This window comes from Clostridioides sp. LIBA-2809 (assembly GCF_056688965.1).
On record NZ_CP197004.1, the window covers coordinates 1,853,562 to 1,879,571 of the forward strand.

Genomic DNA, 26,010 nt, shown 5'->3' on the forward strand with positions numbered 1-26,010 from the left:
ATGAGATGGAAGATTACTAGAAACTTTATGCTCACAATCGTATTTGTAGTTATATCAGTAGTTATTATAAATATCATTTCTATACTGTATGTTGTTTCAACTAATAGTTTTTTTAAAGCTGTGGATTCTAAAAATAATCCTGAAAAATTTGCACGTTCTTTTGAAAAAGATTTGTATGAAAAAGATGGAGAGCTTAGGCTAGCAAAGAGTGGAATTGATAAACTAGAAAAATCAGATTCTTGGATACAAGTTTTAAATGATTCAGGTGAAGAAGTATATGGAATAAATGTTCCAAAGGATACTCCTAAAAAATATACACTATTTCAGATGGTTAATAATTACAAGTATAGAGAAACAAATTACATTAATTTTGTTTTAGAAAAAACTCTAAACAAAAAACATTTAAATATAATAATTGGAATGCCTAGTAGAGACACATCAAGAACAATTTTAACTTATTCTAAAGATAGTATTAAAGAAACTTTAAATAAAATCATTATTATAACACTTGTGATTGATGGAATGGTCGCATTGGGTGTTGGCTACTTATTTAGTAGAAAGCTTACAAAACCAATATCAAGTGTGTTATGGAGTGTTGAGACTATGGCCAATGGAAATTATAGTTTATATCTTAAAGATAGAGGTATATATGAAGAAGTTTTTGCAAATATCAATATGCTGGCTGATACTTTGAGAATAAATGAATCAAAGAGAAAAGAAAATGAAGAATTAAGAGAAGAATGGTTAGCAAATATAACACATGATATAAAAACGCCTTTATCATCTATACAAGGATATGCAGAAATAATCAATGACAAAGATTATGAGTTTGTAGAAGATGAGTTACGAGAGTATACGGAAATTATATACAATAAGTCTAAATATATAAAAGATTTGGTTGATGACCTAAATTTATCTACTAGACTAAAAAATAATAATATAGTTTTGAATAAGAAAAAAATAAATTTAGTTGGTTTGGTTAGAAATATAATAGTAGATATTTTAAATGATAACAGATATAAAAACAGAAATATTGAATTTGAATGTTGTGAAGATTCAATAGAAGTATATGCAGACCAAATCTTGTTAAGAAGAGCCATAACCAATCTTATATTTAATTCAATAGTTCATAATAGTGAGGATGTTTTGATAGAGATAAAAATTGTAAAAAAAGATAATATAGAAATTATAATAAAAGATGGTGGAGTTGGGATAAGTGAAAATGATTTAAAACATATTTTTGAGAAATATTATAGAGGTACTAATACAGGCGAATTGCATAAAGGTTCAGGGCTTGGGATGGCTATTTCTAAAGAGATAATAGAGATTCATAAAGGAAATATCTATGTAAATAGTAAAATTGGAGTAGGGACAGAAATTATTATAGAAATAAATCAAAATTAGGGGAGAATAATATGGATTTTTTAAAAAAAGGAATAAATGGATTTACTATTAAGATATTGGCATTAATATTTATGACATTTGACCATATAGCAGCATTTATGCCAGAAACAATGCAAATACCTATTTGGTTTCATTGGATAGGTAGAATATCAGCACCTTTATTTACGTTTATGGCAGTGGAAGGATTTTATCACACTAGTAACAGGAAAAAGTACATAACTAGGTTGTATATTTGGTCTGTTATTATGGCAATAGGAAATCAAATAATTAATAGTGTATTTCCACATCCAGAAGGGGTAATAATTATAAACAATATTTTTTCAACAATATTTTTGATAGCAATTTATTTACAAGCAATAGAATTTATAAAGAAATTTAGAAAAGAAAGAGAAGTAAAATATCTTATTATAGGGCTAGCAATGATAATAGCCCCTATAATATTAGGAATATTTACAATAACTATACTTTTCAAATCATTTAATGAGGTTCTAGCTTTATTTATGACTTTAGTACCAGTACCATTTTTAGTAGAAGGTGGACCAATTCTTATTACACTTGGAATTATTTTTTATTTGTGTAGAGAGAAGAAGCTTAATCTAAGTATTTGCTATATTTTAATGTGTATCTTTATATTTATAACAATGGCAAATGGAGATTTTAGTTTAAAAAATTCTACTTTACAAAATTACCAATGGATGATGGTTGCTTCTCTACCTTTCATGTTGCTTTACAATAGAGAAAAAGGTAAGAGTATGAAATATTTATTTTATTTATATTATCCAGTCCATATATATGTGTTGTATATTTTAGGGATATATTTAATATAATTTTAAAATATAAAATGTGTGTAGTAAAACACTTCTGCTTAAAAATAACATTGGATATAAGTATAATATTACTGGAACTTGAAACTTTTTAATAAAAAATAATAAAACAGAGATTTGATATATACATCTAATAACTCTGTTTTATTATTTTTTGTAATATATATTTTTATTTATAGATTAGTACTTTCATTATTAATAAATTCCATTATATTTTCATTATCTATTTTATAAAATTAGTCATAACTTTCTCTTCATATTGTGGTTCTTTAATTCCAGATTTCTTACCAGCTGAAATACATTTAAGAAGCCATGCCATATTTTCGCCTAAAGTTCGCATGGTTTGTAAGCCTTCTTCATCCTTCATAACATCTTCTGGTGTAAAACCATGTACCTGATTCCAATACTGTGATGATACAATAGGCATATTGCTGATTGAAAAATATTTGTTAAGTTGGTCAAATGTTGCAGTTGCACCACCACGTCTACAGGATACAATTGAAGCACCTAATTTTGTAGCCATGCGACTTCCAGCTATGAAAAATAGACGGTCAAGAAACGAAGTTAATTGACCACTTGCACTAGAAAAATAAACAGGAGAACCAATAATAATACCATCAATATTATCAAGTTCTTCAACTAATTCATTAACCTTATCATCACAAATACATTTTCCAGTTTCAAAACAAGATGAGCAAGCAATACATCCTGGGATTGCTTTTTTACCTAAATACAGTATTTCTGTTTCAATATCGTGTGTATTTAATACTTTAGTAATCTCAGTTAATGCTGTGTAAGTACATCCATATTGGTTTGGGCTACCATTTATCAATAAAACTTTCATTATAAATTTCCTCCAATAAACTTTATTTAATAGATTTTTTAGATAGATAGATTTTTGTAAAGTGGGATTTCTATGAATATCACGATTAGTATAATAACATGTAATCTTAGACATCCACCTAAAATAGCAATTTTTTGTCTATATAGTACACCTCCTATTATCAAATTGACTTTCAATTATTCTTACACTATAATTTTATTATAAATTGTCTTAAAAACAAGTACGCACATTTTTGTTCAATACTAACTAGAAGGAGAGTGTAACATATGGGTATGGATTGTATCTCAAATAAAGATTTAAATGAAACAGGATTTAGTTATACACTTTCATTGATTAACGGCAAATATAAAATGATAATTCTTTATTGTCTTGTAGAATTTAAGGTTGTCAGATATAACGCATTAAAGCGTTATATAAATACAATTTCCTATAAAACATTGAGTTTATCATTGAAAGAATTGGAGGCAGACAACTTGATTATTCGTACTGAATATCCTCAAATACCTCCTAAGGTAGAATATAGTCTATCAGAAAGAGGAAAATCTTTGATTCCAATTTTAGATGCAATGTGTGAGTGGGGAGAGAAGAATAGAATTTAATTTTATATTTGTATGTATTATAAAAAGACTGTAAGTAAATATCTAAACAAATTTACTCACAGTCTTTATTTGAATAACTCCTATTTGAAATTTATAAAAATACTCAAAGAGTCATTATGAAATTTCACCACCAATTTCCTCTATATCATTTTTATAGATAGTACAAGCTTCCACAGCTAATTCTAAACCTTTCACTATTTCCTCTAGAGACATAAATGGTGTATTCTTTTTATCTATTATCTGTGAAGTCATGTATGGTATGTGTATAAAGCCACCTTTTATATTAGGATATTTTTTGTCTATCATGTAAAGAATTCCATACATTACATGGTTACAAACAAATGTACCTGCAGTGTTTGAAACACTTGCTGGAATTTTATTTTCATTCATATGTTTTACCATAGCTTTTACAGGTAATTTTGAAAAATATGCAGGTTGACCATCTTCTTTTATAACAGTATCTATTACTTGGTTACCTTCATTATCTTTTATTCTAAAGTCATCTACATTTATAGCAACCCTCTCAGGTGTAATATCAAATCTACCTCCAGCTTGTCCAACTGATATTACTATATCTGGATTGTGCTGTTGGATAGCTTTATCTATAGCTTCAACAGATTTTGTCATAACTGTTGGTATAGTTATTTTTATAATTTCTGCACCATTTATATTATCATTGACCCTTTCAACTGCTTCTTGAGCTGGATTTATTGGTTCTCCACCAAATGGGTCGAATCCTGTTAACAAAATTTTCATTATTTTACCTCCTAATTCTATTAAAATCCTAAAAAATACATTACTAATATGTGAGCTATAATTAATACTAAAGCAACTGGTGCTTGGTATTTTATAACAATATAGTCGTTTTTACATTCAAGTAAAGCGGCTGGAACTATATTAAAATTAGCAGCCATTGGAGTAAGTAAAGTTCCACAATATCCTGCTGTTAATGCTAGTGCTCCAATTATAGCAGGATTTCCACCTTGAGACAATACGAAAGGAATTCCAATTCCTGCCGTTATGACTGAAAACGCAGCAAATGCATTTCCCATTATCATAGTAAATATAACCATACCTAATACATAAGCTATAACACCAAATAATCTGTTATCAGCAGGGACTACACCGGATATCATATTTGATATAACCTCACCAACTCCAGCTTGAGTAAATAAAGCTCCTAATGCAACCAAAAGTTGTGGTAACATACTAGCAGGTCCCATTTGTTGAAGTAATCTTGAGCCATCTTGAACTGAGGTAGTAGGTTTTGCTTTAGTTATTATAAAAGCTGATATTAATGCAATTATTGAACCCACACCTATTGCGAGCTGTGAAGAATTGTCAAAATTAGTAAGGCTCATAGCTACAACTACTGCAGCAAATGCTAATATTAATGATGGTATAAATATTTTGTTTTTAAGTTTATCTGCTTGTTCTTTCCCAAAATTCTCATTTGGTTCTTCATATTTTGCAAATACAACTTGTTTGGAAAGTGTCAATAAGCTAGATAATATTAGTATTATTCCGATTATATTAGCTGGAATCAGTCTACCAAATATGAAGGGTAATGATATCAGTATCCAAAATAATGATGTACCATATTTCTTATTGTTATCTATTGTAGTAAAAGACTTATATGCTATTACAATCATTAAAAACCCCATTAATGCGTAAAAAACTTCTAATAATATATTTATAAAATTTTGCATTTTTATTCCTCCTAAATAAATCTATCTCTTGTGACTCTTATTTAATTTTTTATCATATAAAGTAAATTGAATTGTAGCAACTACAAGTGCTATTACTGCCATGATAATATTGGCCTTTACAATGTTAAGCCCAGTTACATTGTATCCGAATTGAGTCAGCGTAGAGGCTATAAGCAATACTCCACTACTACCTGCAAATAGATTTTGACCATAAAAGTTTCCATAGTTTTCTGATGCAGCAGACAATGCTTTTATAGCTTCTTCATCAGATTCTTTTAGTTCATCACTCTTACTCAAACCAGCAGCTTGTGCCATAGGATTAACAAGTGGTCTCACGAACTGAGGATGTCCACTCATTCTTATAGATAGAGCACCAGCTATTTGTCTAGCTACCATGTATATAGTAAGCACTTTTCCTGTTGTAAGTTTCTTTAATTTTTCTATTAGAGAAACAGCTCTTTGTTTCAATCCATATCTTTCTAATACACCAATTACTGGCAATGTTAGTATGAATAATGATACACCTCTATTTGAAACAAAAGAGTCTCCTAAGATTGTAAAGATTTGATTAAAATCTAATCCTGCAACAATACCTGTTGCTATACCTGCTAATAATACAGTAAATAGCGTATCCATTTTAAGTATAAAACCAATTACGACTATCAATATACCAATCAATTTTATCATATATTATTCTCCTTCCATTTTTCTATATTTTTAATTTAAATTTACTTAGCAAATAAAGATAAACTCTTTTTATAGTATTTGCTTTAATAAGACTATTATTATAAAATTTAAGAAAAAAATAGGGAAGATGTCTTAAAATATCAAAATAAATATTTTAAAACATATTCCCTATTTTTTCTTTTGTTCGTATTTATAGATTTAACTACATCAAATTTAAAGTGTTATTATATTAATATTTTTATTCAAAATAGTATCTATTTCCTTTGAATTGATTTGTTTAATTGTTTTTATAGAATTAGGATTTGTAGAGTGATTACCTATGTGTTTTTCAAACAACATAACATCATGCCAACAATCAAATTTATATCCTGTATTGTGATAAACTCCACATAGTTTGAAACCAAATTTTTGATGAAGTTTTTCACTTTTTATATTTGGTGATGTAATACTAACATATAAGTTTTGAATATTTTGCAACTTCAATATATCTATGATTGAATTATAAAGAGCAATTCCTATCTTATGACTGATAAATTTTTTATCAACATAAATTGATAATTCAACATTCCATTGATAAGCAGTTCTTTCATTATGTTCATGAGCGTAAGCATATCCAACAATTTTTTTATCAATTAAACAGACTAGGTAAGGATATTTTGAGCAAATTCTTTTTATTCTACTTTTAAAATCATCAATGCCTGGAATGCTATATTCAAAGGTAATTGCTGTATCAGTAATATATGGAGTATATATTTCTAATATTTCTTCTGCATCCGTTTCATTAGCCATTCTGATTTCAACATATTTCATAAATATCATCTCCAATATAGTAAATGTAGTAGAAATTTCTTATATAAGACCTAAATCTAAATAAATATAAGAAAATTTTATTTATTATATAATATTTTATAGCTATATAGCTACTTTATCAATATTTATAAATTTCAGAATATATTTACAATACTACATTGGAGATAAATTTATATTCTGTAAGGGGATTTGAAATAAATAATTTTAGTTATTAAGATTTATTACAAAATCATCTATTTTGTCTTGTGATATTTTAAAACTGTCGTAATTACCTTTTGCAACAGATTTCATAACAAGTTTATCTAAAAATTTCATTTTTTCTAATCGAGCTTCACTACCAAAAATTCCAATTGCATTTGCATTTTCCAATAAAGATGATGGAAAGTTTGATTTTAAATATTTATCTGCTTGTTCAGAGAAACCACAACAAAGAAATATACCAACTCGTTTTTTATTTAATAATTCTATATTATCATTACACAATACACGAATCTTTTTTGAAACTGAGCCAACATATATAGAGCTTCCAATAATAATTGTATCAAATTTTGATAATTCAATTTTAGTATTATTATCATTAATATCAACAATAGTAACACTATCTGATAGTTTATTTTTTAGTATATTTGCACAGTCTTTTGTGCAACCATATTTACTTGAATATATAATAACAGTATTCATATTTATTCTCCCTTTCGTAAAGCATTTTCTATAGCCTTTCGTATAGTATCACTGCTATAAGTTGCAGAAGTTATAGCATCCACTTCTAAAGATTGTTGTTCAACTACGCTTTTTATGATTTTTTCAGCAGGCTTACCTAAAAGAGTGTCGTGTTCTAGTATCTTAATATTTTCAATTTTGCCATTAGTAACTTTAACAGATACAGTAGCTTTTACCAATTTATTATCTGCACTTCCTGTATAAGTACCATTTTTCACACTAGCTGGATTTATATTTTTTACTACTAATTTTTCTGGTTTTAAGTTAGTTACAATTAAGATAATAATGCATATAAAAATAAGAAATAGTATTATAGATATTTTAAAAACTCTTTTTAAAAATTTCTTCTTATTAGTTTCATTGTGGCTTTTCATTGTAAAGTCCTCCTACTAAAATATCTAAGAAATTCTCTATAATTTGAGTGAAATTATCTAAAGAATACAATTGATTTTCAACAATACATAAAACAAATCCTAATAAAGCACTTATAAGCATCCATGAGGTTTTATCTACGTTTTGTTTAAATACACCTTGATTAATTCCAAGGGAAAGAAGTTCATCGAGTATTTTTATACCATTATTAGTAGGTTCACTATTTGTATTTTCAGATGCGAATATAATGTTCATCCTACTATGCATTATAGCTTTTGACATTTCTGGTTCACTAGAAAGAGTTTTTATAAAACTAGTCATAATTTCTATGATTTGTTTATCTATTGGGAGAGATGAGCAATTATGTATAATGTCAATAGCATTACTTTCTATAGTGCTATAAAGTTTTTTTGTCATATCACTGATAATCTCTGCCTTGTCTTTATAGTAGAGGTAAATTGTAGTTGGAGAATAATCTATTTTTGAAGCAATTTTTCTTATTGATAAATTTTCATACCCATATTGATTGATAATTTCTATGCTAGCATCCATAATTTTTTTCTTCATTTCTGCTTTTTCATTTTTTCGTCTTTCTTTAATACTCATATAATCACCTCGTAACTTAACAGTGTTAATTTAATTTACAATGTAATTATATTCTTTATATTTAATATTGTCAATAAACTATTAATAATATAATTTAATAAATTTTTATAGCTGAAATATTGAAGTTATTAATTGTAATATTTCAACTATTGTTGTATAATAATAATCGGTTTAAGGTGCCACATTTTGTTAAAGCTGATTTATAATTGTAAATAAACTTTAATAAGACACATTAAAATATAATAAATTCTTTTATACTACAAAAGACCTTTTGTAGTTATTAAATCAGATGGGAATTTTTTGATAGGGTATAATAAATAGTCTAAAATCATAAATTTAACATCTGTACTTGTTCGAGAACTCCAAGTATAAAAAACTAAGGAATTATATAGTGGCAGTATATAATTAATACCCTTAGACACACCTTTTTGAAAGTGGAAAAAAGATGTGTAGTTCTCCTCGACCACAAATCAAGGAGGATAAAAGTATGGAAAAGAGAAAAGTAATAATTGATTGTGACCCAGGAATTGATGATTCTTTGGCCATCCTTTTGGCTTTAAACTCACCAGAGCTAGAAGTACTTGGAATTACCACATGTTGTGGAAATGTTCCAGCAAACATAGGTGCAGAAAATGCACTAAAAACACTTCAAATGTGCTCTTCACTAAATATACCAGTATATAAAGGAGAGGAAGCACCACTAAAAAGAAAACTTGTAACAGCTCAAGATACACATGGAGAAGATGGTATTGGAGAAAACTTTTATCAAAAAGTGGCAGAAGCTAAAGTAAAAGATGGAGCAGTAGATTTTATAATAAATACTTTACATAATCATGAAAAAGTATCAATAATAGCACTTGCGCCACTTACAAATATAGCTAAGGCACTTATGAAAGATAAAAAAGTCTTTGAAAATATTGATGAGTTTGTATCTATGGGAGGAGCATTTAGAATTCATGGAAATTGCTCTCCAGTAGCTGAGTTTAACTATTGGGTAGACCCACATGGAGCAGATTATGTTTACAAGAATTTATCTAAAAAAATTCACATGGTAGGTTTAGATGTAACTAGAAAAATTGTACTTACTCCCAATATTATTGAGTTTATAAATAGACTTGATGAAAAAATGGCAAAGTATATAACTGAAATAACTAGATTTTATATTGATTTCCATTGGGAACAAGAAGGAATAATTGGTTGTGTGATAAACGACCCTCTAGCAGTAGCATACTTTATAGATAGAAGCATATGTAAAGGGTTTGAATCATATGTAGAAGTTGTAGAAGATGGAATAGCTATGGGCCAATCTATAGTAGATTCTTTTAATTTCTATAAAAAGTATCCTAATGCAATTGTTCTAAATGGAGTTGATGAAAAGAAGTTTATGTATATGTTTTTAAAGAGACTTTTTAAAGGTTATGAAGACATTATAGACTCTGTGGAAGGAGTGATATAGTGTGAAAAGAAAAATCTGTGTAAAAACTATTACACTTATAGCTTTTGGCATCTCTATAAATATAATAGGAGCTTTTATAGCTATGGGGTTAAGGTTACCTATATACTTAGATTCAATAGGAACTATAATGATAGCCTCACTTTTAGGTCCTAAATATGCTGTTATCACAGGTGTATTTGGAAGTTTAATAAGTGGAATCACCTTTGATGTGTATTCTCTCTACTTTGCACCAGTTCAAATATCAACAGGTTTACTTGCTGGAATAGCATTTAAAAAGAATTTTTTAAAGGGATTAAAAACTCCATTAGGAGTGTTGTTATTTGCTATTCCAACATCTATAATAAGTTCAATAATTTCAGCTTTTCTATTTGGAGGCATGACATCATCAGGCTCTTCCTACATAGTACAAATTTTGAAAGTATTAGGACTAGGAGATGTACTTAGTGTATTTATAACTCAAGTATTCACTGACTATACAGATAAATTTGTAGCAGTTATTTTAGTGAACTTAGGATTAAATGCAGTTCCAAAGACTTTAAAAGTATCATTAACTGGAGGAAGATAGTAAAAAATGGATAGATATAGTGAAATAACAAATAAGAATCAAAGAGAAATTGTTTTACTTAAAGGATTTCCTTGTATCTGGGGAAAATGTTCTTTTTGTGATTATATAGATGATAATTCTAATTTAGAAGAAGAAATGAATAGGTTAAATATAGAGGTTTTGAAAAATGTAACTGGAAAATATGGAGTTCTTGAAGTCATAAATTCTGGTAGTTGTTTTGAATTACCTAAAGATACCTTAGAAAAAATAAAATGTATTATAAAAGAGAAGAAAATAAAAAAATTATTTTTAGAAAGTCATTGGTCTTATAAAAATAGGATTAAAGAGATGAGAGACTATTTTGAAATTCCTGTAGTATTTAAAATAGGTGTTGAGACCTTTGACAATGATTTTAGAAATAATGTTTTAAATAAAAATGCAAAATTTAAGACACCACAAGATGTAAAAGACTATTTTGATTCACCTTGCATTATGGTAGGGATTGAAGGACAAACAAAAGAGATGATAGATAGGGATATAGAAATTATACTAAATGATTTTGAAAAAGCAACTGTGAATGTTTTTATAAATAATTCTTCTAGCATTAAAAGAGATGAAGCATTGGTTAAGTGGTTCACTAATAAATATAAATATTTAGATAAAAATCCAAATATAGAGGTTTTATATAACAATACAGATTTCGGTGTAGGAGATTAGTAAAGTTTTTAAAGCTATGTTATATTGCAATAAGTATTAGTTTAGTTTAAATTTTAAATTTGAAAATTTAGTATGTTTTTGGAAAAGCTTCTGATAGTTGGAAGCTTTTTTTTATAGATTTTTATGTTACAATAAGAAAAAAGGAATTAAGGAGTAAATAAATGATATTTAGTAGGGAAAAATGGAATAAATTAGATTATAAGAAACTCCTAGAATATATGAAATCTATGCAAGATACAAAATATAGAGACTTTAATAGAAAGCTCATACCAAATACAGAAAATATAATAGGTATTAGGATTCCTATTTTAAGAGAACTATCGAAAGAAATAAGTAAAGGGAATTGGAAGGAATTTTTAGATATAGCAGAGGATACATATTATGAAGAAACTGTATTGCAAGGTATGGTAATTGGCAATATAAATAACAACTTTGAAGAATCTCTATACTATATAGAAAGGTTTGTACCTAAAATTAATAATTGGTCAGTTTGTGATGGATTCTGTAGTGGTTTAAAATATACGAAAAAATATAAAGAAAACATGTATGATATACTTAAAAAATATGTTTATTCAAAAAATCCATGGGAAATTAGATTTGCATTAGTTATGTTTTTAATATATTATGTTGATGATAAACATATTAAAGAAATCTTTGAATACTGTAACAATATACAAAGTGAAGAATATTATGTTAAAATGGGTATGGCATGGTTGCTATCAATTTGTTTTATTAAATATGAAGAAGAAACATTTTTCTATATAAAAAATAATAATTTAGATGATTTTACTTACAATAAAACGTTGCAAAAAATAATTGAATCCAATAGAGTAGATTTAGAAAAGAAAAATATAATAAGAGGTATGAAGAGAAAGACAAGAAGATATTGACGGAGGAGTATTAATGAATAACAACGAGGAAAGAATTGACAAATTTTTAGAACTACAAAGTAAAGGAATTAAGTTTACAGAGATAGCTCAAAGTCTAAAAATTAGTCAAAGTACTTTAAGAACTTTTTTAAATAAAAAAGGATATAAATCAGAAAAAGGTAAATACATATTAAAAGACGAATTAAATTATAATGAAAATCTGGATAAGATAAACTTAAAAGAAGAAAAAATAGAAAAAAATATAAGTAATAGAAAAAAAGTAAGCACCAAAAAAAAGATTTCTAATGAAAAGGTTTTAAGTAAAGACATTGAACAAATTAAGTTTAATGATACAGATTTAAAAAATACAAAATCAAAAAAAAATGTTAAGCCTAAAAAAGATAGAAAAATAAATATAACTCAAGAAGACTTAGATAAGCTCTGTGAAGTATATGATTGGTATCTAGAAGTAAAAGATTATAATATAAAGCCAAAAAAAATATATAATAAAAAAGATGTACATATAGATAATGAATCCATAGATGAATTAAAAACAACAAGAATACGTATAGATAAAGAAACATGGAATGATTTTGAAAGGCTTTGTAGTAATTCCAATTTTGAAAAACACCAAATACTTACACAAGCATTGAAAGAATTTATGAAAAAATATAAAAATCTACTATAAAATATTACTATATGAGGTGCTTAATATGAATAAAATAGTAAAAAAATCAATTTTTTTAATGATTACATTAACAATATTTATTTTTACACTGACAGCATGTGAAAAAGATGAACAACCTGACTCAGCTGATATTCAAGCTGAAGACAAGGATGATTCAGCTGATATCCAAGTTGAAGATAAGAATGAGGTAAAAATAGACAAGGAAAATGCAAAAGCATTGAATATAGGGAAATCAGAAATTACAAATGTAGATGAAGGAGATAAAGTAGACACATCAACAAAGATAGAAAATAATTCAACATTTAATATATCAAATATTGAATTAATATATAATGAGTATGATGAGAATAAAAAAATTATTTCCTCAGATAGTAAGGCTGTGCTAGACATGACTTTAATGCCTGGTAAAGTTGCTTATGTAGAGTGTGGGCATAAAACTTTTACAAAGGGTGTAGAAGTTTATGCATATGAGTATGAAGCAGAGGGTAAGATTGTATATGTTAATTTAAAAGAAAATACTATTGATATAAGAAAAAATAATATTAAGCTAGAAAATAGTAGTCAGTATGAGGTATTATCTACATCAGAACTTAAAAAAGTAAATGAATCAAAAGAGGGAATTACATATCAAATAAAAGTAAAAAATTCATCATCAAAAGATTTAGGAAATATTATCCTTAAGACAGCAGAAGTTAATGAAAATGGAGAATATTTAGTGGTAAATCGTGTACCATCATATAAAATTTTAAAAGCTTCAGAAGAAACAGATATAGATATATTGTGCTCAACAAAAGCAAAAAGTGTTGAAATAGTAGGATACACATATGATGATATAAAAGAAAAAGCCAATGTAGATATTGATTTAAAATCTCATAAAGTTAAGATAGACAAATAAAGGTAGGGGATATTTATGAAGGTTTTGATAGTTGAAGATAATAAGGTACTTTTAGAAAGTGTAGTAGAAGAACTCAGTAAGCATTTTGAAACTGAAAAATGTGAAGATGGAGAAGAAGCCTTATACTTGGTTAATCAAAATATATATGATTTAGTTATTTTAGATTTAATGCTTCCTAACATAAATGGAATTGACATTTTAAAGAAGATGAGGGTGAATAATATAGATACACCTGTGCTTATATTGACAGCCAAAGAAGCATTAGATGACAAAGTAGAAGCATTTACCATAGGAGCTAATGATTATTTGACAAAACCTTTTTATATGGAAGAATTAGTAGCAAGAGTGTATGCTATATTAAGAACTAATGGAAAGATAAAAGAAAGAAATGGAATAGAATTTAAATCTTTATATTTGGATACATTAGAAAAAAGAGTGTATATTGAAAAAGAAGAAATAAAGTTACAAAATAAACAGTTTAACTTGCTTGAATATTTTGTATTAAATAAGGGTTCAATTTTACTAAAAGAACAGATTTATGATAGAATATGGGGAATTGATTCAGATGCAACCATTGAAATAGTTGAAGTATATGTAAGTAACCTAAGGAAAAAACTCAGTAAATATGGATATGACAAATATATTAAAACTAAACGTAAGGTAGGATATATATTCGATGATAAATAAGAATGTATTTACTAGTACTAAAAATCACCTAATAAAAATGTATATTGTTGTAGTAGGTAGCTTTTTAATAATATTTTCTATATTTATATACTCATATTTTAGAGGATTGACATATAGTGGAATTGATAGTGAAATAAATGATGAGCTTGAATATATAGTTTCTCAATTTAAAAGAACTTCATTTTTGAATCCCATAAGACTTAAAGACCCAAAAGATATGGTCTATGTATATGAAGATGGTAGAATAAGTTACTATACTCAGAATGAATATTTTGATGAGTTACTTCCAGATAGAAGATTAGATAAGAAAAATTCATTTTTTAAATATACAGAAAATGGATATACCTTTAGAGAATTAAATGTAGATGTAGGTAGATATCAAATACAAATAATTAGAAATATCGACTCTGAGATGAATTCTCTAAAGCAACTTACATCTGTTCTTATAATTGGAATACTGATTTCTGTAATAATTACTTACTTTGTTGCGGTGTATCTTACTAGAAAAGCTTTAATTCCAATAGAAACTGCGTGGAGAAACCAAGCTAAGTTTATACAAGATGCTTCCCATGAATTAAGAACACCAATAACAATAGTTTCATCAAAGTTAGAAAGTATGTTAAAATCCCCAGAAAGTACAGTAAATGACGAAGTTGAAACAATAGCTACGGCAATGAAAGAGACTAGAAGACTTAAAAAAATGATAACTGATTTATTGTCTCTTACTAAAGAAGATTCCATTGTTAAAGTCAACTTAGAGGAAGTAGATTTGGAAAGATTACTGGAGGAAATATCAGAAGATTATATTGATATTGCTGAGTTTCAGGAAAAAAGATTTATATTTAATTCTAAACTTAAGAATAAGATTATAATAACAGATAAAACTAAATTGAGACAGCTTATATTAATTTTTATTGATAATGCTTTTAAATACACAAAACAGGGTGATGATATAGTCTTAGAATTAAAGGAAGATATAGAAGATGAGGTAACTTTACTTATAAGTGATACTGGTATAGGTATAAAAAAAGAAGAAATACCTCTTATATTTGATAGATTTTTTAGAAGTGAAAATGTAAGAAATAAAAATTTGGAAGGCTCTGGAATAGGTCTTTCAATAGCTCGTATGATTAGTTTAAATTTGTCTATTGACATAAATGTAACTTCAGAGATAGGTTTTGGAACTACATTTGAATTATCAATACCACAAAAGTTAAAATAATAAAAATATAAAAACCTGTTTTTAGAAATAAAGAATGGGTATACTAATTAGTATAAAATAAAATATAAAAAGACCCTATAAAAGTAAAATTATATTTATGAAATTCATAGTATAATTGTATAGGGATAATTAAAGTTTATAGGAGGATTTAAAAATGGCTAAAGTTATAAATACATCTGAATTTAGAAGTAGTGTTGAAGGTAGTAAAGGAGTAGTTGTAGTGGATTTCTTTGCAACTTGGTGTGGACCTTGTAACATGTTAGGGCCTGTATTTGCAGAATTAGGTGAAGAAATGAAAAATGAAGCTAGATTTGTAAAAGTTGATATAGATGAGAGTTTAGAAATAGCTCAACAATTTAGTGTATCTACAGTACCAACTATGATTATATTCAAAGATGGAGAACCAGTAGAAACACTAATTGGATTTATGCCAAAGAACAAAATTGAAATGAAAGTAAAATCATATTTATAAAAAATGGGTGAATATTATGAGATATGATATAGCTATAATAGGCAGTGGTCCTGCCGGATTGTCTGCTGCTATAAATGCGAAAATAAGAAATAAAACAATTATCATGTTTGGTAGTGATAATTTAAGTAATAAGCTTGTTAAAGCTCCTTCGATAGATAATTATTTAGGTTTTTATGATATAAGTGGAGATGAATTAAAAGACAAGTTTAAATCACATATAGATAGTATGGATATTTCAATTGAAAATAAAAGAATAAATAATATTTATGCTATGGGAGAATACTTTGCAATAATGTCTGGAAATGATATGTATGAAGCTACTACTGTAATTCTTGCCACTGGTGTGGAATACACTAGACCAATTAAAGGTGAAGAAGAGTTTCTAGGAAGAGGAGTAGGGTATTGTGCTACATGTGATGCACCACTTTATAGAAATAAAAAGGTGGCAGTTATAGGATATAATGAAGAATCTAAAGAAGAAGCAAATTTTTTAAGTGAATTAACTTCAAAAACTTATTTTATACCTATGTACAAAAAAGAGAATCTTATGAGAGGCTCAGATAACTTAGATGACTCTATTGAAGTTATACACGATAGACCAGTACAGATAGATGGAGATAAACTTGTAAACAAAATATCTTTTAAAGAAAACCACATTGAAGTTGATGGAGTATTTGTTATAAAAGATAGTACAGCTCCAAGTGCATTGATTCCTGGAATAGAAATTGATGGTATCCATATTAAAGTTGACAATAATATGAATACTAGTATAGATGGATGCTTTGCTGCTGGAGATTGTGTTGGGAAACCATATTCTTATATAAAAGCAGCTGGGCAAGGTCAAATAGCAGCTTTAAACGCTGTTTACTATTTAGATAAATTAAAGAGAATTTAATATTTATATTGAGTAACTTTTTAAACATATTTATAAAAACTGTCTTAAAATAATTTTGTTATTTTAAGACAGTTTTTTATTTATAAATGATTCTTATTTAAATTATTTTAAAATATATTTTTAAGTATCTTCAGTATAAAAATTTTCAAAGTTGTAATAGAAAATATTTAAATTATTTATAATATATTCCAAAATTTTAAAATAATGGTTGAAAAAACTAATTAAGAGTACTATAATTTAATTAAGTAATTACTTAATCAAAAAAGAGGTACTTATGGAAAACTTGGTTAAAATATTTAAAGCATTGAGTGATGAAACTAGACTTAACATACTTATATTAGTATCTAAGAGAAATATATGTCAAAAAGGAATTTCTAAATATCTAGGAATTTCAGATTCTGCTGTTTCGCAACATATAAAAATATTAAAAGATGTTGGTATAATAACAGGATATAAAGAAGGGTACTATGTTTTATATCATATTAATAAAGAATCATTTAATATATGTGTAGATTTTATAAAATCTATGTTAAGCAATTCTAGTGAAAGCTTTATAGATGTATTTGATGTAAATACAATACATTTAGGATGCAGTAAAGAATGTAAGTCCATTAAAAAATGTTGTAAGAGAAGGGAGAAATAGTAATGAAAGTATGTATACCAGTAGAAGAGAATAAAGGATTGGATAGTAAACCATATGGTCATTTTGGTTCTGCTCCAATTTTTGTTGTGTGTGATTTAGAAAGTGGAGAAGTTAAATCTTTAGATAATGGAGATTTAGACCATGAGCATGGAAAGTGTCAACCACTAAAAGCATTATCAGGTACAGCTGTAGATGCAGTAGTAGTTGGGGGAATAGGACAAGGTGCTATAGTTAAATTAAATGGCATGGGAATCAAAGTTTATAGAGCAGAAGCCGATACTATAAGTGCTAATTTAGATTTACTTAAAAATGGAAAATTAGTAGAATTTCCATCAAATCATACTTGTTCACATGATGGATGTGGACATCATTAAAAACAAAATAGCTGATGAAGCCACAGGCTTCATCAGCTATTTTATTTTTTTAATAAATAAAGTTTTGTATTTTCAATACTCAAATTTAAGCTTTTATGATTTTTAGTAGAGTCTAAAATTTATAGGTATACTAACTTAGATTTTTTTTGTATGTTGTTCTATATAGTTAATATCATTTAGTATGTCATTAAGTTCTTTATTGAGTGTTTTTAAATCATCACCATCTACATTGTAGTTTAAAAATAGTTCCTCTACATTATCAATGATAGAATTAACTTTTCTAGTAACTTCAACAAAGGTTTTAAAGTTACTACTATTCTTAGCATTTAAAAATTTGTTTAAATCCTTTGATATAAATGATACTATTTCATATTCATCATTAAACAGACCTCTACCAATAGGATATGGTTCAATTCTTTGTAAAAAATATTGATCTTTAGCATTAATATTATAAGTATAAGATATTTCCCAATTGTCTCCTAAATCAAACTTGATAAAATACAATGTACTACTTACTTTTGATATTTTTGTTGCTCCAAGTTGCCTTAAAAGAACTTCAATTGAATCTCCTTGAACAGTATTAATATTCATATATACACATCCCCTTTAGTATTATTATACTATATTTTTTAAAATTTTATAATTAAATAAACAGTAGATATAATAATAGATATAATCATAAGTGGAAAACCTATCTTGAAATACTCTTTAAAAGATATAGGATGCCCATGTTTATTACCTATACCTGCTAATACAACATTAGCAGATGCTCCTATTAGTGTACCATTTCCTCCAAGACAAGCTCCAAGTGAAGTCGCCCACCATAATGGCATGACATCAATACCTTCAGCTTGCATAGTCAAAATAAGTGGAATTAATGTTGCAACAAATGGAATATTATCTAAGAAAGAAGAAACTATTGCTGACAACCATAATATTAATAACATTGTAAATACAAGATGTCCTTCTGTAAGTCCAATCAACGCTTGAGCTAATTTGTTTATTATGCCAACTTCTACTAATCCACCAACTACTACAAATAATCCCATAAAGAATAAAATTGTAGACCATTCAATACCTGCCATAATTTCATCTACATCTTGTTTTCCTATAAGAAGCATTATAGATGCTCCTGCTAGTGCAACGACAGAAGAGTCTATGTGGATTGTACTGTGAAACATAAAACCAAAAAGTATAAATGCTATTAATATAAGACTTTTTATAAGTAAGGGTTTATCTTTGACAGATTTTTTTTCATCGAGTTTTAATATCGCATTCTTAGCTTTTTCATCTACAGTAAGTTCTTTGCCATAAATAAATTTGAAGCATACTATAGTTATAGCAAGTATTACTATAACAGCAGGACCTAGATTTATTACAAAATCCATAAAACTAAGATTAGCGGCACTACCAATCATAATATTTGGAGGGTCTCCTATAAGAGTAGATGTTCCTCCTATATTGGAAGCTAAAATTTGTGTTATTAAAAATGGAACTGGATTAAGTCCCAATATTTGTGTAATAACTATAGTCATTGGACCAATAAGTAAGACAGTGGTAACATTATCTAATACAGCAGATAAAATAGCTGTTATAATAGCAAAACAAATCATTATCTTCCACGGGTCACCTTTAGCTTTCTTTGCAGTCCAGATAGCTATGTATTCAAATAGTCCTGAATTTTTGACGACAGCGACAAACAGCATCATACCAACTAATACACCAATAGTGTTGAAATCTATATGGCTCAATCCCTCATCAAGTGTAAGTATATTGAATATTATCATTAATAGTGCACCACCGACAGCTGCTACAGAGCGGTTTACTTTTTCTGTAATAATAGCTGCCATAACTATTAAAAATATACATATAGCTATTATTTGTTGAAATTCCATAATATAAGTACCTCCATTTGTATTATTTTGTGTCTAATGCTAGTACTATATATAGTATTACTTTTTTATTGTTTTTTCAATGGATGTCTAAAAGTATATTATTTAACAAAGTTTTTGGAAAAGTGACAGAATTTAAAGAAAATTTTTGCTATTTAAATAAATTTTAAAATAATCTCACTACTAATAATATTAAACGACAAACAAAAAAATATACCTTTAAAAATAGAATTTATTGTATCTAATAGTAATTATAAAATATTAAATATATCTATATTATAAAAGTAATAAAAAAAACTTGATTTTGAATATAAAACTGCAATATATTAAAAAAATTATTCATTTCAAACCTTGTAATTTGATTTTATAAATATTATAATTAAATTAATGAATTTTTAACAAGGAATTATTCATTTTTTTGATTTTAAGATTTATTAAGAAAACAAAATTAAATAGGGGGTAATTAATATAATGGATTTTTTAAATGGTATTTTAACAGGCATTAATAATGCAGTAGTATTTGTGAACAATTACTTATGGTCGTATATCTTAATTATAATGTTGGTTGTAATTGGTATTTACTTTACTATTAAAACAAATTTTGTACAATTCAGATATTTTATAGAAATGTTTAGACTTCTGGGTGATGGTACAGCAAATAAAAATGCAAAAAAGGAAGGAAAAATATCTTCATTCCAAGCCTTTTGCATAAGTACATCTTCAAGAGTTGGGACTGGAAATATAGCTGGAATAGCAATTGCGGTAGTAGCAGGTGGTCCTGGTGCTGTATTTTGGATGTGGCTTATAGCATTAATTGGTTCTGCTTCAAGTTTTGTCGAGAGTACATTAGCTCAGATTTACAAAGTTAAAAATGGTCAAGCTTTTAGAGGTGGACCAGCATATTATATGGAGCAAGGTCTAAATAAGAAATGGATGGGTGTTTTATTTTCAATACTTATAACTATATGTTATGGTTTTGTATTCAACGCAGTTCAAGCAAATACTGTTTCACTTGCATTTAATAATGCATTTGGAGTAAGTAAAATGGCTATGGGAATAGGTCTTGGGATTTTAACTGCAATAGTTATTTTTGGTGGAGTACATAGAGTTGCAAAAGTTTCTGAGATAATAGTTCCTGTATTTGCAGGATTGTATATATTGGTTGCTTTAGCTATAGTTGGAATGAATATAACAGAGATACCAAGAATTATAACACTAATAGTAGAAAGTGCGTTTGATTTTAAAGGAATGGCAATTGGTACATTTATGGGAGTTGTAATGACTGGAGTGAAGAGAGGTTTATTCTCTAATGAAGCAGGTATGGGTAGTGCTCCTAATGCTGCTGCAACAGCACATGTAACTCATCCCGTAAAACAAGGTCTAATTCAATCTTTAGGTGTTTTTACTGATACTATAATCATATGTAGTTGTACAGCATTCATGGTATTATTGTATTCAGATTACGCTAGTAGTGGAGCAACTGGAATTGAGTTGGCTCAGGAAGCTTTAACTCATCATATAGGGCCAATAGGGAACATATTTATAGCAGTTTGTATATTCTTATTTGCATTTAGTTCTATAGTAGGTAATTATTATTATGGTGAGTCAAATATGGAATTTATGAGTGGAAGTAAGACTAAACTTAATATATTTAGAGTTTTCGTTGTAGGTATGGTTTTATTTGGTTCTCTTACTCAAGTAGATGTAGTTTGGAACCTAGCAGACTTATTTATGGCATTGATGGCTATAATAAACTTAATCGCAATATCGCTTTTAGGAAAGTATGCATTCATTGCTTTAAAAGACTATACAAGACAAAAAAAATCTGGAATAAAAGACCCTGTATTTATTGCAGATGAAATAGAAGGATTAGAAAATGTATCAGAGTGGCATAGTGAATTGCCAGAGGAACATTTAGGATAAAAAATTGTGAAACTATTTTGAGAGTTTAGAGTTTATATAATTTATATGAATATAATATTTAATTAGTTTATATTACTGGAATTTTTAATTCCAGTAATATTTTTTTATTATATAACTCAGGTGTTATTAAAAGTTTCTTTTAAAAATAGTTTATTTATTATAAAGTTTATCCTGAAATTTATTTTTTCTAAAATTACTATATAATTAAATCTTGTAAACCATCTTCAAAGCTTTCTAAGTAATTACAAAACATTCTAAACTCTTCTATAGTTTTGATTTCTTGTAAATTTCTTAAATCTATCATTATATTACTATATTTATGCAACATAAAACTCATATCATATATTTCACATTTAACAAATCCATCTTGATAACTGTATTTATAAGGTTCATATTTTGAAAAATTTGACTCAAAGTATTTTATTTTAGCATAGCACAATTTGTGTATGTTGAACAAAAGTGCCAGTACAGATTCTTTAACTGCAAACTTGTGTGTGAAGTATTTTATAGTATGGTATTTATCATGTTTAAACTCCCAAATTAAATTCTCATTTAAAGTAAGAGAATATTTTTTTATAAGGTTACGTTTATCTAGTGTTAAATCTTCTATTGAATATGTTTTCATAATTTATTCTCCTCATAAATATTTAATAAGTACTTATTAAATCATAGTATTTTATTGTTGCTTACTCTTAATTATATTGTATGGTAAATTAAAAAAATAATAAAATAGATAATTAGTATACTATTAATATGTGTTATAAATAAAAACAATAGCTTTAATAGTAATATATATATCTTTGTGATATTTTATATTTAGAGTCGTATTTATAATTATTTTAAGATTTTTAAAGTAACCTTGATTATTAATTTATATTTTAGAGGTTTTGAGGGGGGATGCAAATTGTTCAGTAAGAAGGAATATATTGTTGTAGTATGCCGTGATTGTTTTGTATTTTATAATAAAGATAAGGGCTTAAAAGAGAGTGTATCATTTTCAATACAACCTATTCCAAATGTGCCTTTTTATCATTATCTATTTGAAGGAGAAACTGAAAAGTTTATTAGAGATATACAAACAAAAGTTTCTATTAAGAAATCAGCCTTGTACATATTAATTCCAGATGATGCATTAGGTATAGACATAAAAGTATTACAAGAATTTTTTATTCAGTTAGGATGTAGAAAAATAATTTTTTCTAAACAAAATATCCTTTTAAGTAATTGTGTGGAAGATTATATTTCAATATCATTTACAAGTAGAGTAGTTGCTATTTCGTATGTAAAAAGTGGAGGAGCTGAATCAATAGATTTTTTTGCTTACAATGAGTTTGATGTTAAGAATATATCTTATATTATTAAAAATTTACATAATGATTGTGTATATTCTGATTTAAAAATATATGTGAATAGTATAGGAATTTCTAATAATTATGAAGATATTGGTAAGATTGTTCAGGTAGATGATATTGTAAATAATTTTAAAAAATTATATATTGAAAAAACACATAAAGATAGAATTGTTAGTATCTAAAATTATACGGCTTTATATACTTTAATAGGTAAGAGCTTGGATATATATTATATTTGAAATTATTGAGTACCAAAAGAACAAAGATATTTTGTCCTTTTGGTATTCAGTATTTTATATTATTTATACAGGTTTAACATTTAATTAATGACACTATTTAATCTAGAGATTTAAATAAATTTACCATTTCCAATGCACTCATAGCGCAATCATAGCCTTTATTTCCAGCTTTTGTACCTGCTCTTTCAATAGCCTGTTCAATATTTTCTGTAGTCACGATTCCAAATATAACAGGTAATTCATTATCTAAAGATACTTTTGCTATCCCTTTAGAGACTTCGCTACATACATAATCATAATGAGATGTAGCTCCTCTTATAACACATCCTAAACAAATTATAGCATCATACTTACCACTTTTAGACATTTTTTGAGCAACAAGAGGAATTTCAAAAGCTCCAGGTACCCAAGCTATTTCTATATTTTCTGGAGAAACATCGTGTCTTAAGAGGCAATCTTCAGCACCTGATAAAAGTTTTGATGTTATAAATTCATTAAAACGAGAATTTATTATTCCTATTTTTAAGTCTTTTCCAATAAGTTTTCCTTCATATATCATTTTTTATTTCCTCCAATTTTATTTATGTTATAGATTTATATTTATAAATATTTTTAATATTAATTGCAAATAATTACTTAGTAGAAAAACATCTTTATATAACTATCTATATAATATCCAACAGATGTCCCATTTTATCTTTTTTAGTTTTTAGATATAACTTGTTAAAGTCATTAATTTCTTCATTAATAGGGACTCTATTTTCTATTTTTATTCCATATTTCTCTAACTGATTTATTTTATCAGGATTATTACTTAAAAGACTTATGCTTTTTATATTTAAATTTTTTAATATTTGAGCAGCCATATAGAAATCTCTCATATCTTCTTCAAATCCAAGCATTAGATTTGCTTCCACAGTATCATAACCTTCTTCTTGGAGTTTATAAGCTTTAATTTTATTTAAAAGACCAATACCTCTACCTTCTTGTTTCATATAAATTAAAACACCATTTCCATTTTCTACAATTTTCTTCATAGAAGATTCTAATTGCAATCCACAATCACATTTTAAAGAGTGGAACACATCACCTGTTAAACATTCGGAATGAAGTCTAACTAGAGTATTTTCTTCCTTTATATCTCCATAAGTAAGTGCAATATGTTCTTCGTCTGAATAAGTATCTTTATATCCTATGATTTCAAAATTACCGTATTTTGTTGGAAGGAAAGCACTAGACACCTTTTCTATAGTAGTTTCATTTAATTTACGATATTCTATAAGGTCTTTTATAGTTATAATTTTCAAATTGTGTTTTTCTTTGAAAATCATTAAATCATCAACTCTTGCCATTGTACCATCATCTTTCATTATTTCACAAATAAGACCAATTTCTTTAAAACCTGCAAGTCTAGCTAGGTCTACAGAAGCTTCTGTATGCCCATCTCTGACAAGAACTCCACCAGTTTTTGCAATTAAAGGAAAAATGTGACCAGGAGTTTTGAAATCTTTACTTGTAGAATTCTCATCACAGAATAATTTTACAGTTTCAGCTCTCTCATATGCAGATATACCAGTTAGAGTATCTGCACCATCTATAGTAACAGTAAAGGCTGTCTGAAATGTGTCTGTATTTTCTCTAACCATAAGAGGTATATTTAAACTTTTAAATTTTTTTTCAGTAGCAGGTAGACAAATTAAACCTCTACCATATGTAGCCATAAAATTTATTGATTCAGGGGTAGCCATCTCAGCTGCCATTAGTAAATCTCCTTCATTTTCTCTACCTTCATCATCAACAACGATTACCATTTTCCCATTTTTTATATCCTTAATAGCTTCTTCAATAGTATTAAACATGTAATTCACTCCTTTATTATTTTTAAAAACCATTTTTAAATAAAAAATCTTTATCTATATTTGATTTATAGTTAATACTATTGGAATTTAATTCCTTGTAGTTATTAACCATAAAACTATTAACATACTTTCCAATTACATCACTTTCTAAATTAACAAAGTCTCCAATATTTTTTGTTAAGAGAGTAGTGTTCAATTTAGTATGAGGTATAATAGAAACTTTAAATATTTCATCATCTAAATATGATATAGTTAAGCTTACACCATCAATGGCAACAGAACCTTTAAGTATCATTGATGATAAAAGTTTTTTAACTGGTCGTATGGTTACTAAAACTGCATTTTCATCTTTTTCAAACTTACAAATAGTACCTTTACAATCAACGTGGCCTGTTACTATATGACCTCCAAATCTCGAGGAAAGGGTCATAGCTCTTTCAAGGTTTACTTTGTCATTTGTATTTAAGGAACCTAAATTTGTAGAACGAATTGTCTCCATCATAACATCTGCTGTAAACTCATTTTTTCCTAGGTTTGAAACAGTTAGACAAACCCCATTTACAGCGATACTATCTCCAAGGTTTGTACCATCTAATATTTTGTTTGATAGTATGGTTACTTGTCCGCTTTTGCCATTGGCAGTAATTCTTTTAAGTATTCCAACTTCTTCTACTATGCCAGTAAACATTATGACCTCCTTTATACATA

Annotated in this window: 31 protein-coding genes and 1 riboswitch; of the genes, 17 read left to right on the forward strand and 14 right to left on the reverse strand. The window is 27.1% G+C overall.

The genetic code is table 11. The features are described from left to right. Together ACTG44_RS08860 and ACTG44_RS08865 are read left to right on the forward strand one after the other, a co-directional pair. Nucleotides 1-1,404 carry a sensor histidine kinase gene (locus tag ACTG44_RS08860; RefSeq protein WP_479921597.1) on the forward strand — a complete coding sequence of 468 codons (1,404 nt, stop codon included), beginning with the start codon at nucleotides 1-3 and terminating at the stop codon, nucleotides 1,402-1,404. Nucleotides 1,405-1,415: 11 nt separating this feature from the next. After that, complete coding sequence (locus ACTG44_RS08865) at nucleotides 1,416-2,231, forward strand: TraX family protein (protein WP_479921598.1); 816 nt, start codon at nucleotides 1,416-1,418, stop codon at nucleotides 2,229-2,231. Between the two features lie 220 nt (nucleotides 2,232-2,451). Here ACTG44_RS08865 and ACTG44_RS08870 read toward each other — a convergent pair whose 3' ends face one another. Beyond that, a complete protein-coding gene (locus ACTG44_RS08870) occupies nucleotides 2,452-3,072 on the reverse strand; it encodes a flavodoxin family protein (RefSeq protein ID WP_479921599.1) in 621 nt (206 codons plus the stop codon). A gap of 266 nt (nucleotides 3,073-3,338) precedes the next feature. On the opposite strand from ACTG44_RS08870, the gene ACTG44_RS08875 reads away from it, so the two are divergent. Then, nucleotides 3,339-3,671, forward strand: coding sequence for a winged helix-turn-helix transcriptional regulator (locus tag ACTG44_RS08875; RefSeq protein ID WP_021384459.1), 333 nt, complete (start codon nucleotides 3,339-3,341; stop codon nucleotides 3,669-3,671). Nucleotides 3,672-3,785: 114 nt separating this feature from the next. On the opposite strand, the gene pcp is transcribed toward ACTG44_RS08875, so the two are convergent. From pcp to ACTG44_RS08910, 7 genes are all read right to left on the reverse strand, one after another. Further along, nucleotides 3,786-4,427, reverse strand: coding sequence for a pyroglutamyl-peptidase I (pcp, locus tag ACTG44_RS08880; protein ID WP_021384434.1), 642 nt, complete (start codon nucleotides 4,425-4,427; stop codon nucleotides 3,786-3,788). A gap of 20 nt (nucleotides 4,428-4,447) precedes the next feature. Further along, a complete protein-coding gene (locus ACTG44_RS08885) occupies nucleotides 4,448-5,380 on the reverse strand; it encodes a DUF979 domain-containing protein (RefSeq protein ID WP_479921600.1) in 933 nt (310 codons plus the stop codon). Nucleotides 5,381-5,401: 21 nt separating this feature from the next. Beyond that, a complete protein-coding gene (locus tag ACTG44_RS08890) occupies nucleotides 5,402-6,067 on the reverse strand; it encodes a DUF969 domain-containing protein (protein WP_021384476.1) in 666 nt (221 codons plus the stop codon). Nucleotides 6,068-6,280: 213 nt separating this feature from the next. Further along, entirely contained in the window at nucleotides 6,281-6,877 is a 597-nt protein-coding gene (locus ACTG44_RS08895; RefSeq protein ID WP_479918638.1) for an N-acetyltransferase family protein, read from the reverse strand. A gap of 204 nt (nucleotides 6,878-7,081) precedes the next feature. Further along, complete coding sequence (locus tag ACTG44_RS08900) at nucleotides 7,082-7,558, reverse strand: flavodoxin domain-containing protein (RefSeq protein WP_479921601.1); 477 nt, start codon at nucleotides 7,556-7,558, stop codon at nucleotides 7,082-7,084. A 2-nt stretch (nucleotides 7,559-7,560) separates the two neighbouring features. Beyond that, nucleotides 7,561-7,971, reverse strand: coding sequence for an FMN-binding protein (locus ACTG44_RS08905; RefSeq protein WP_479921602.1), 411 nt, complete (start codon nucleotides 7,969-7,971; stop codon nucleotides 7,561-7,563). Then, nucleotides 7,955-8,575 carry a TetR/AcrR family transcriptional regulator gene (locus ACTG44_RS08910; RefSeq protein ID WP_479921603.1) on the reverse strand — a complete coding sequence of 207 codons (621 nt, stop codon included), beginning with the start codon at nucleotides 8,573-8,575 and terminating at the stop codon, nucleotides 7,955-7,957. Before ACTG44_RS08910 ends, ACTG44_RS08905 begins: the two co-directional genes overlap by 17 nt. A 342-nt stretch (nucleotides 8,576-8,917) precedes the next feature. Further along, a riboswitch (PreQ1 riboswitch) is annotated at nucleotides 8,918-8,961 on the forward strand. Nucleotides 8,962-9,062: 101 nt separating this feature from the next. On the opposite strand from ACTG44_RS08910, the gene ACTG44_RS08915 reads away from it, so the two are divergent. The 12 genes from ACTG44_RS08915 to ACTG44_RS08970 all read left to right on the forward strand — a co-directional run bounded on the left by ACTG44_RS08915 (nucleotide 9,063) and on the right by ACTG44_RS08970 (nucleotide 18,037). Continuing rightward, nucleotides 9,063-10,031 (forward strand): nucleoside hydrolase, encoded by a 969-nt coding sequence (locus ACTG44_RS08915; RefSeq protein WP_479921604.1) that lies wholly within the window; start codon nucleotides 9,063-9,065, stop codon nucleotides 10,029-10,031. Between the two features lies 1 nt (nucleotide 10,032). Next, entirely contained in the window at nucleotides 10,033-10,596 is a 564-nt protein-coding gene (locus ACTG44_RS08920) for a hypothetical protein (protein ID WP_021384441.1), read from the forward strand. Nucleotides 10,597-10,602: 6 nt separating this feature from the next. Further along, nucleotides 10,603-11,292, forward strand: coding sequence for a radical SAM protein (locus ACTG44_RS08925; protein WP_479918640.1), 690 nt, complete (start codon nucleotides 10,603-10,605; stop codon nucleotides 11,290-11,292). A gap of 161 nt (nucleotides 11,293-11,453) precedes the next feature. Next, entirely contained in the window at nucleotides 11,454-12,182 is a 729-nt protein-coding gene (locus ACTG44_RS08930; RefSeq protein WP_479921605.1) for a DNA alkylation repair protein, read from the forward strand. Nucleotides 12,183-12,195: 13 nt separating this feature from the next. Then, nucleotides 12,196-12,849: a DNA-binding protein gene (locus ACTG44_RS08935; RefSeq protein WP_479918642.1), complete on the forward strand. Its 654-nt coding sequence runs from the start codon at nucleotides 12,196-12,198 to the stop codon at nucleotides 12,847-12,849. A gap of 25 nt (nucleotides 12,850-12,874) precedes the next feature. Beyond that, on the forward strand, nucleotides 12,875-13,744 hold the full coding sequence (locus tag ACTG44_RS08940; protein ID WP_021384455.1) for a hypothetical protein: 870 nt from the start codon (nucleotides 12,875-12,877) through the stop codon (nucleotides 13,742-13,744). A gap of 15 nt (nucleotides 13,745-13,759) precedes the next feature. Beyond that, nucleotides 13,760-14,431 (forward strand): response regulator transcription factor, encoded by a 672-nt coding sequence (locus tag ACTG44_RS08945; RefSeq protein ID WP_479918643.1) that lies wholly within the window; start codon nucleotides 13,760-13,762, stop codon nucleotides 14,429-14,431. Beyond that, nucleotides 14,421-15,653: a sensor histidine kinase gene (locus ACTG44_RS08950; protein ID WP_021384453.1), complete on the forward strand. Its 1,233-nt coding sequence runs from the start codon at nucleotides 14,421-14,423 to the stop codon at nucleotides 15,651-15,653. Before ACTG44_RS08945 ends, ACTG44_RS08950 begins: the two co-directional genes overlap by 11 nt. Nucleotides 15,654-15,807: 154 nt before the next feature. Further along, a complete protein-coding gene (gene trxA / locus ACTG44_RS08955) occupies nucleotides 15,808-16,125 on the forward strand; it encodes a thioredoxin (protein ID WP_021384467.1) in 318 nt (105 codons plus the stop codon). A gap of 16 nt (nucleotides 16,126-16,141) precedes the next feature. Further along, nucleotides 16,142-17,020, forward strand: a complete 879-nt coding sequence (locus tag ACTG44_RS08960) for an NAD(P)/FAD-dependent oxidoreductase (RefSeq protein ID WP_021384469.1) — start codon at nucleotides 16,142-16,144, stop codon at nucleotides 17,018-17,020. Nucleotides 17,021-17,294: 274 nt separating this feature from the next. Next, nucleotides 17,295-17,663: an ArsR/SmtB family transcription factor gene (locus ACTG44_RS08965; RefSeq protein ID WP_021384477.1), complete on the forward strand. Its 369-nt coding sequence runs from the start codon at nucleotides 17,295-17,297 to the stop codon at nucleotides 17,661-17,663. A gap of 2 nt (nucleotides 17,664-17,665) precedes the next feature. Continuing rightward, nucleotides 17,666-18,037, forward strand: a complete 372-nt coding sequence (locus tag ACTG44_RS08970) for a NifB/NifX family molybdenum-iron cluster-binding protein (protein WP_021384449.1) — start codon at nucleotides 17,666-17,668, stop codon at nucleotides 18,035-18,037. 135 nt (nucleotides 18,038-18,172) lie between these two features. On the opposite strand, the gene ACTG44_RS08975 is transcribed toward ACTG44_RS08970, so the two are convergent. Beyond that, entirely contained in the window at nucleotides 18,173-18,628 is a 456-nt protein-coding gene (locus ACTG44_RS08975; protein ID WP_021384474.1) for a hypothetical protein, read from the reverse strand. Between the two features lie 38 nt (nucleotides 18,629-18,666). Continuing rightward, entirely contained in the window at nucleotides 18,667-19,932 is a 1,266-nt protein-coding gene (locus tag ACTG44_RS08980; RefSeq protein WP_021384458.1) for an ArsB/NhaD family transporter, read from the reverse strand. Nucleotides 19,933-20,400: 468 nt separating this feature from the next. Between ACTG44_RS08980 and ACTG44_RS08985 the strand changes: the two genes are divergently transcribed. Continuing rightward, a complete protein-coding gene (locus ACTG44_RS08985) occupies nucleotides 20,401-21,852 on the forward strand; it encodes an alanine/glycine:cation symporter family protein (RefSeq protein ID WP_021384479.1) in 1,452 nt (483 codons plus the stop codon). A gap of 196 nt (nucleotides 21,853-22,048) precedes the next feature. Here ACTG44_RS08985 and ACTG44_RS08990 read toward each other — a convergent pair whose 3' ends face one another. Next, nucleotides 22,049-22,477 (reverse strand): hypothetical protein, encoded by a 429-nt coding sequence (locus tag ACTG44_RS08990; protein ID WP_021384496.1) that lies wholly within the window; start codon nucleotides 22,475-22,477, stop codon nucleotides 22,049-22,051. A 279-nt stretch (nucleotides 22,478-22,756) separates the two neighbouring features. Here ACTG44_RS08990 and ACTG44_RS08995 point away from each other — a divergent pair, with 279 nt between their 5' ends. Then, nucleotides 22,757-23,386, forward strand: coding sequence for a hypothetical protein (locus ACTG44_RS08995; RefSeq protein ID WP_479921606.1), 630 nt, complete (start codon nucleotides 22,757-22,759; stop codon nucleotides 23,384-23,386). A 154-nt stretch (nucleotides 23,387-23,540) separates the two neighbouring features. Here the strand turns inward: ACTG44_RS08995 and ribH are convergent, their stop codons facing one another. From ribH to ACTG44_RS09010, 3 genes are all read right to left on the reverse strand, one after another. Next, the gene (gene ribH, locus ACTG44_RS09000; RefSeq protein ID WP_021384489.1) at nucleotides 23,541-24,002 is read right to left on the reverse strand and encodes a 6,7-dimethyl-8-ribityllumazine synthase; all 462 of its coding nucleotides are present in this window, start codon (nucleotides 24,000-24,002) and stop codon (nucleotides 23,541-23,543) included. Between the two features lie 106 nt (nucleotides 24,003-24,108). Then, nucleotides 24,109-25,302 (reverse strand): bifunctional 3,4-dihydroxy-2-butanone-4-phosphate synthase/GTP cyclohydrolase II, encoded by a 1,194-nt coding sequence (locus ACTG44_RS09005; RefSeq protein ID WP_021384484.1) that lies wholly within the window; start codon nucleotides 25,300-25,302, stop codon nucleotides 24,109-24,111. A 22-nt stretch (nucleotides 25,303-25,324) separates the two neighbouring features. Further along, complete coding sequence (locus ACTG44_RS09010; RefSeq protein ID WP_479921607.1) at nucleotides 25,325-25,990, reverse strand: riboflavin synthase; 666 nt, start codon at nucleotides 25,988-25,990, stop codon at nucleotides 25,325-25,327. Nucleotides 25,991-26,010 lie beyond the last annotated feature (20 nt).